The organism is Streptomyces sp. NPDC048411 (assembly GCF_040704695.1).
Taxonomy (GTDB): Bacteria; Actinomycetota; Actinomycetes; order Streptomycetales; family Streptomycetaceae; genus Streptomyces.
Genome location: NZ_JBEZKL010000238.1, coordinates 1 through 6,057, shown reverse-complemented (window position 1 = coordinate 6,057; position 6,057 = coordinate 1). Strand labels below are relative to the sequence as shown.

General features: G+C 69.4%; 6 protein-coding genes. 4 read left to right on the top strand and 2 right to left on the bottom strand.

The window, feature by feature from the left end; genetic code table 11:
* Positions 1 to 118: 118 nt before the first annotated feature.
* The gene (locus AB0915_RS37920) at positions 119 to 556 is read right to left on the bottom strand and encodes a MarR family transcriptional regulator (protein WP_366695782.1); all 438 of its coding nucleotides are present in this window, start codon (positions 554 to 556) and stop codon (positions 119 to 121) included.
* Between the two features lie 130 nt (positions 557 to 686).
* Between AB0915_RS37920 and AB0915_RS37915 the strand changes: the two genes are divergently transcribed.
* From AB0915_RS37915 to AB0915_RS37900, 4 genes are all read left to right on the top strand, one after another.
* On the top strand, positions 687 to 1,706 hold the full coding sequence (locus AB0915_RS37915) for an NADP-dependent oxidoreductase (protein WP_366695780.1): 1,020 nt from the start codon (positions 687 to 689) through the stop codon (positions 1,704 to 1,706).
* An 88-nt stretch (positions 1,707 to 1,794) separates the two neighbouring features.
* A complete protein-coding gene (locus AB0915_RS37910) occupies positions 1,795 to 2,223 on the top strand; it encodes an organic hydroperoxide resistance protein (protein ID WP_366695778.1) in 429 nt (142 codons plus the stop codon).
* A 122-nt stretch (positions 2,224 to 2,345) separates the two neighbouring features.
* Complete coding sequence (locus AB0915_RS37905; protein ID WP_366695776.1) at positions 2,346 to 3,146, top strand: EI24 domain-containing protein; 801 nt, start codon at positions 2,346 to 2,348, stop codon at positions 3,144 to 3,146.
* Positions 3,147 to 3,160: 14 nt separating this feature from the next.
* Positions 3,161 to 3,769, top strand: a complete 609-nt coding sequence (locus AB0915_RS37900; protein ID WP_366695774.1) for a LysE family transporter — start codon at positions 3,161 to 3,163, stop codon at positions 3,767 to 3,769.
* Positions 3,770 to 3,783: 14 nt separating this feature from the next.
* On the opposite strand, the gene AB0915_RS37895 is transcribed toward AB0915_RS37900, so the two are convergent.
* Positions 3,784 to 5,709 carry an FAD-dependent oxidoreductase gene (locus tag AB0915_RS37895; protein WP_366695772.1) on the bottom strand — a complete coding sequence of 642 codons (1,926 nt, stop codon included), beginning with the start codon at positions 5,707 to 5,709 and terminating at the stop codon, positions 3,784 to 3,786.
* Between the last annotated feature and the right edge of the window lie 348 nt (positions 5,710 to 6,057).

Below are 6,057 nucleotides of genomic sequence, written 5' to 3'. Positions count from 1 at the left end.
TGCGTGCGATCGGCGTGCGGTGTCGCAGGTCATGTGGCGGAGCCACCTGTCCTGCGGCGCCGTGCGGCGAGCGTGCGTGCCGGGCGTCGGGGCGCCCGCGGGAAACTCAGAACAGGCCCTAGGACTCCGCGTCCACGCCCAGCATCCGTCGCAGCAGATCCCGCAGCACCGCGCGGTCCGTGTCCGACAGCTTCGCCAGGGGCTCCCGGGCGAAGCTGAGCGATTCGCGCAGCTGTCGCGCGGTGTCGATGCCCTTCTCCGTCGGGGCGGCCAGTTTCACCCGCCGGTCGGCCGGGTCGGGCCGGCGCTCGACCAGGCCGCGGGTCTCCAGCCGGTCGACGATCCCCGTCACGTTCGACGGCTCGCACTTCAGCTTCTGGGCGATCCTGCGCATCGGCATCGGCTCCAGGGAGAGCAGTCCCAGGACCCTGGCCTGCGCGCCGGTCAGTGAGTGCGCGGCCGCCGCCTCGTCGTACTCCTCGTAGTAGCGCGCCACGACAGTGCCGATGAGCTCGACGACTTCGAGGGTCAGAGGGTCTGTTCGCGTGGTGGCCATGACACTCAGGATACCCGGTTACTTGACAACATGAAATATTCAGGAGCATGGTTGTTTCACGTCATGAAGCTTTTCTCCGCCGCGGGAACGCTTCCCCCCACCCGTAAGACATTGAGGAGACCCCGAGCCCATGTCTGCAGCACTTCCCACGTCCAGCCGTGAATGGCACCTTGTCGCCCGCCCCCACGGCTGGCCGAAGGCCGAGGATTTCGCGCTGCGTGAGGCCCCGGTCACCGCTCCCGGCGAGGGCCGCATCCTCGTCCGCAACCTGTACTTCTCCGTCGACCCGTACATGCGGGGCAGGATGAATGACGTGAAGTCGTATGTCCCGCCCTTCAAGCTGGACCACCCCATGGAGGGTGGCGCGGTCGGCGAGGTCATCGCCTCCGACGCCGAGGGGATCGCGGTCGGCGACCACGTCCTGCACGGTCTGGGCTGGCGCGAGTACGCCGACGTCCCCGCCGAGCACGCCGTGAAGGTCGACCCGGACCTGGCCCCGCTCTCCGCCTACCTCGGCGTGCTCGGCATGACCGGGCTCACCGCCTACGCCGGGCTCTTCGAGGTCGCCTCCTTCAAGGCGGGCGACGCCGTCTTCGTCTCCGGCGCCGCCGGTGCGGTCGGCAGCCAGGTCGGCCAGATGGCCAAGCTCAAGGGCGCCTCGCGGGTCATCGGCTCGGCCGGATCCGACGACAAGGTCAAGCTCCTCGTCGAGGAGTACGGCTTCGACGCGGCGTTCAACTACAAGAACGGCCCGGTCGCCGAGCAGCTGCGCGAGGCCGCCCCTGACGGCATCGACGTCTACTTCGACAACGTCGGCGGCGAGCACCTCGAAGCGGCACTCTCCTCGCTCAACGTGCACGGCCGCGCCACCATCTGCGGAATGATCGCCCAGTACAACGACACCGAGCCGGTCCCCGGCCCGCGCAATCTCGCCCTGGTCATCGGCAAGCGGCTGCGTCTGCAGGGCATGCTCGTCGGCGATCACACCGCGCTCCAGCCGCAGTTCGTCCAGGAGGTCGCCGGCTGGCTGGCCTCGGGCGAGCTGAAGTACAGCGAGACCTTCGTCGAGGGCATCGAGAACGGCTTCGACGCTTTCCTCGGTCTGATGCGCGGCGAGAACACCGGAAAGATGATCGTCTCCCTCGCCTGAAAGCTACTCACAGGCACCCGTTAGTCTCATCACAGGCCGTCGCGATCGTGGGCGCGAGTCGCGGCGCTACAGCAGAGGAACCCTCAGCATGACCATTCAGGACATAACCGTCGCGTACACCGCTGTCGCCACCGCGGAGAACGGCCGTGACGGCCGCGTCTCCTCCGACGACGGCCGGCTCGACGTCGTCGTCAACCCGCCGAAGGCGCTGGGCGGCAGCGGCGCGGGCACCAACCCGGAGCAGCTCTTCGCGGCCGGCTACAGCGCCTGCTTCCAGGGTGCTCTCGGCGTCGTGGCCCGTCAGGAGAAGGCCGACATCTCCGGCTCCACCGTGACCGCCGCCGTCTCCATCGGCAAGACCGCCGAGGGCGGCTTCGGCCTGGAGGTCGCGATCTCCGCGACCATCCCGAACGTCGACACCGCCACCGCGCAGTCGCTCATCGAGAAGGCCCACCAGGTGTGCCCGTACTCGAACGCAACGCGCGGCAACATCAAGGTCGAGCTGTCGGTCGCCTGATCGCCCGTACGGCTCGTACGTGACCGAGGGCCGCACCCCCGCCAGGGTGCGGCCTTCCGCCGCACGGGCCCGGCCCCGACTCCCCGGTCACCGGCGTCCGCCGCCGCCAGTACGCTGACGCCATGCGTGATCTAGGGGCGGGTTTCAGCTATTTGATCAAGGGGCAGAGCTGGGTGGCCCGGCACGGACGATGGTTCGGCTTCGGCCTGATCCCCGGCCTCATCACACTCGTCGTGTACGCGGGAGCGCTCATCGGTCTCGGCTACGGCGCCGACGACCTCGTCGCCTGGGCGACTCCGTTCGCCGACGACTGGTCCAGCCCCTGGCTCGGCCTTCTCCGCACCACGCTCACCGTGCTGGTCTTCGCCCTCGGCCTCTTCCTCGCCGTGATCACCTTTACCGCCGTGACCCTGCTGGTCGGCCAGCCGTTCTACGAGTCGCTCTCCGAGGAGGTCGACCGCACGGAGGGCGGCGAGGTCCCCGAGTCGGGGCTGCCGCTCTGGCGCGAGCTGTGGATCTCCGCCCGTGACAGCATCCGCATCCTGGTACGCGTCACGCTCTACGCCGTCCTGCTCTTCGCCCTCGGGTTCGTCCCGGTCGTCGGCCAGACCGTGGTCCCCGTCATCGGCTTCTGCGTCACCGGCTACTTCCTCGCCGAGGAACTCACCGCCGTCGCGCTCCAGCGCCGCGGCATGGTCCTGGCCGACCGGCTCGTCCTGCTGCGCGGCCGCCGCACGCTGATCCTGGGCTTCGGTGTACCGCTGGGGCTCGCCTTCCTGGTCCCGTTCGTCGCCGTGTTCCTGATGCCGGGCGCCGTCGCCGGGGCCACCCTGCTCGCCCGGGACCTGGTGGCGCCGCCCCCCGATGACGAGGAAGGGGACGAGGACGCGTCCCCGTCCCCGTACAGCGTCAACACGGACTGAGGAGACCTGAGCCCATGACCGAGATCATCGCCGTCGCCATCATCACCGTCCTCGCCGTCATCAGCCCGGGCGCCGACTTCGCGATGGTCGTGCGCAACAGCTATCTGTACGGCCGGACGACCGGGCTCCTCGCCGCCGCCGGTGTCGCCGCGGGTGTCCTGGTCCACGTCACGTACACCATGCTCGGCGTCGGGCTGCTGATCGCGTCCTCGACCGCCCTGTTCACCGCGATCAAGCTGGCCGGTGCGGCGTATCTCGTCTACATCGGCGTGCGGACCTTCTTCGCCCGCAACGACCTCGCCGTCGACCTGGAGTCGAAGCCGGGACTGAGCCGTCTCGGGGCCCTGCGCACCGGCTTCCTCACCAATGTGCTGAACCCCAAGACCACCCTCTTCGTCGTGTCGACGTTCACCCAGGTCGTCGGACCCGACACCGGCCTGTGGCGGCAGGCCGGCTACGGGCTCTTCATGTCCCTCGCCCATCTCGGCTGGTTCGGACTGGTCGCGCTGTTCTTCTCGCACGCCCACCTGCGCACCGCGATGCTGCGGTGGCAGAAGGTCCTCAACCGGGGCATCGGATCGGTGCTCGTCGGACTGGGTGTCACGTTGGGCCTCGCCCGCTGAGTCCGTGACGGACGTCAGCTCGTGTGCACTTCCAGCGCCGTGCGGACCGCCGACTCCAACGCCCCTTCGATCCAGGCGGGCTTGACCGAGGTGTGACAGCCCGCGAAGTGCAGTGGCCCCTCGGCCGAGCGCACATCGGTGAACAGTTCGGTGTGCTGGCCGGGCAGCAGCACCGACGCCTCGCCGTACGCGTACGGGTCGCGCATCCACGACTGGGTGGCGCCGACCCCCGTGTAGAAGACCTCGATGCGCTGCCCGTACACGTCCTGCACGCCGCCCAGGGCGTGCGGGTAGCGCTCGTCGTCGTCCAGGGAGTCCCACTTCAGGGCGTCGTCGGCCCAGCTGTACGAGGCGAGGAGGACACCTCCCCTGCTTCCGTCGACCGGGTGGGAGGGCTGGAACATGAAGCGGTTGGCGTTGTCGGTGACGGACCCGCCGCCGATGACATGCGCCGCCTCGGGCTGGTCGCGGGCGGTCGCGCGGTACGCCGCATAGTGCACGCGCTGGTTGGGCGGAAGATGTCCGGGCGGTACGGAGGGGTGCGCGCCGAGCAGTGAACCGTCGGCCGGCGCCTTGCCGAGCCGGTAGGCGTCGTACAGACCGGGCCGGATCCTGTTCAGCTCGGCCTTCCAGTCCTTCTCCTCGAACTCCCACCAGCGGAGGCTGAATTCGAGCAGCACCTTGGTGGCCGCGTCGTAGTGGACCTCGGTGATCGCGCGTCGCTTGCCGTACGAGAGCGCGGGCGTGACCGGGATGTGGCGCAGCCCGGAGAACGGCACGGTGACGATCGCCCGGTCGCCGGTGAACGTCTCCCGCACGACCTTGCCGCGACGGCCCTCGGACACTGTCTCGACCCGGACGCTGTCGGCTTCGTAGCTGATCCTGGCGGCCCGGCGGTCCAGCCGCACCAGGCCCTTGACTCGTGCGTACATGGCGTCGGCCAGGGTCGCCGTGCCGCCGGGCAGCTCGTAGAACGCGGTGTCCGGGCTGATCAGGGAGGCTCCGATGAAGCTGTGCACAAAGGCGAGATGGAGCCGCGAGGTGAGGTTCTCGACCGTGCCGATGAGGTCGATGGTGCGCTCGTCGAGCTTGGCCGCTTCGGTCAGGAAGCGGAACATCGACCAGTGTCCGTACCGCTGGATGACCCGCGCCCAGCCCTCGACGAGCTCCCGGCCCTCCTTGCCCTCGAACTCCTTGCGTACGGGCGCGAAGGCCTCCCGCACGATGGTCGCGGCGGTCTTGTTCTCGAACTCCGCGGGGACCCCGAAGGAGCGGTTGAGCGCCTGCGGCTTCTTCGCGTAGTCCGCCTTGCGGACCCGGATGCCGTTGACGTGGATCCAGGTGTGGTTGACGGGCTCTCCCGTTCCGTCGACATCGACGAGGTAGAAGCGGCGGCGCTTCAGACCGAAGCTGTCCATGAGCCCGGTGACGAGCGGGTGGCTGTCGGGAATCCGCATCGCCCCGGCTTCGGCGTACTGCTTCGAGTCGGCGAACGGCGCCTTCGCGTTCTCGTGGCCGCCCTTGCGGAAGGTCTTGATCCGGCCGCCGACCCGGTTGCCATTGGCCTCGATCACGGTGACGGTGTGCCCGGCGCTGCTGAGCAGGTGGGCGGCGGTCAGTCCGGCCGGACCCGCACCGATGATCAGCACCTTCTTGGGGGGCTTGCGGCTGCGCGGCAGGCCCGTGGAGAGCAGGATGTCGCGGTAGTGCGGCACCAGCGGCTCGTCCTGCTCGTCGCGTACGAGGATGGCGCGGGCGATGGCCAGGCAGGCGTTCCAGTCGGAGCCGGGGGCCGCCTCGGGGGCCGCAGGCGCCGCAAGGGAGTCGGGCGTGGCCGCGTTCGCCGAGGTCACGACGGTCGTGGCGAGGGCGGCGGCGCCCGCGATCACGGTGCGCCGCGAGGGCAGGGCGGAGGTCGCTTCGGCTGGCTCGGTAGTCATGCGGACACCCTGGGGGGCGCGGAAGGGAGCGCGTTGCCCGGACACGCGTAGACCGCGCGGAATCACTCGCAGGTGCCGCTTATCGATCTTGTCGTATCGGTGTTGTCGCAGGTCATCTCACTCGTGAGTGGAGTCGTCGCGCTCGTCGGGGGCGTCCGGGGACCCGGGCGGCAACAGCCGTAGGAAGTCCCGGAACGCGGCCGGCATGTCCACCGATCCGGGAGGGGCACCAGGGCGTGTTTCAAAAGGAGCGTCGTCCGCCCGTAGGGCGGGCCTGGTGGCGTCTGGTGCGTGCGATCGCAAGGCGGAGGCTCGCCCCGATACTGGGCGCATCGGGGCGAGCCTGAC